General features: G+C 63.5%; 1 protein-coding gene. It reads right to left on the bottom strand.

Annotated features, from left to right (window positions below; translation table 11 throughout):
• A partial coding sequence (locus AC1VAN_RS22485) for a DNA repair ATPase (protein ID WP_480986818.1) occupies nt 1-1,176 on the bottom strand: 1,176 nt, incomplete at both ends.

The raw sequence follows: 1,176 nt of genomic DNA, 5'->3' as shown, positions 1-1,176 counted from the left end.
TGCCTGGGCCGACTGCTGGCGGATCGACTGCACCTTTTCGTATTCGTCCAGCACCGATTCGCCGGTGGCGCTGATCTGCCGCAGCAGGGCTTCGGCGCCATCGCAGGCCTCGTCACCCAGCCAATGATGCGCATCGAAAAGCCGCCGGGTGTCGGCTACCAGGCGCTGGTAGCGCTGCACCGATACATCCTGGCCGTCGATCTCGCGCGCCAGGTTGAACAGGTTGGAGATGCCGCGAACCAGCTCGGCGTTGCCGATGCGCCCCATGAAGGTATTGCCCGGCGGACGGCTGGCGGCGAACTCATCGCTGCTGAAGGGCGTCTGCCAGACCTGCATCGGATGGATGCGGGTCGRCTCGGTGCCTTCGGCATGGAACAGCACCATGCGCCCGTCCTGCATGAAGGCATAGCCGTGGCCGAACACGGGGTTCTGCAGCACGCGCTGGATGGTGTTGTAGACGAACAGCGCCGAACGCCCGCCTTCGCGCTCGTAGAAGATGTACAGCACGTCCTCGCCGTTGGGCGAACGGATGCTGCGCTTGAACTGCATGCCATCCATCGAGGCGTCGAACGCCTTGTGCTCRCCACCCTGCAGGTAATAGCCGCCGGGGAAGATGATGCCGTGGTCTTCGGGCAGCTGCACGCAGGCCTGGACGATGGCATCGTTGCGCACGATGTCGCCGGTAAGCGTGTTGTAGATCAGTCCGCGCCATTCGGTTTCGCGGTAGGGCAGCACTTTCAGCAGCACCAGCGAGCCGACCCGGGCGAACTCGAACTGGGCATCGTCCAGCGACTGCGTGCTGTCCTCCACCGGTTCGCTGTAGATGCCCTGCCCGGTTTCGGTGTTGTTTTCCACCTTGATGGTGAGATCGCCACCGGTGGTTTCCACGAACAGGGTATCGAGGATGTTCAGATGCGAATGGCGGCCGTTGACGGCAAGGTCGCGCGTGGCGCGGGTCCATTCGAAATCGAAGGGTGGCGGCAAGGCGATGTCACGCTCGCCGCGCGCATCGAGATAGGTCAGTTCACCTTCGCGTGACAACGCCCAGCGGAACACGCGCACGTCGCTGCTGCGCTCGCCGATCTGGAACGAGGCAAGCAGCTTGTCGCCCACCACGATCAGCTGCAGCAGGCGCGCATGCTTGTAGTAGGCGTACAGCTCGTTGAAGTCATGCAC

The sequence above is a fragment of the Stenotrophomonas sp. 05L44_2 genome (genome assembly GCF_056665995.1).
The sequence above is the reverse complement of the archived record's forward strand: the minus strand, read 5'-3'. Positions and strand labels throughout refer to the sequence as shown.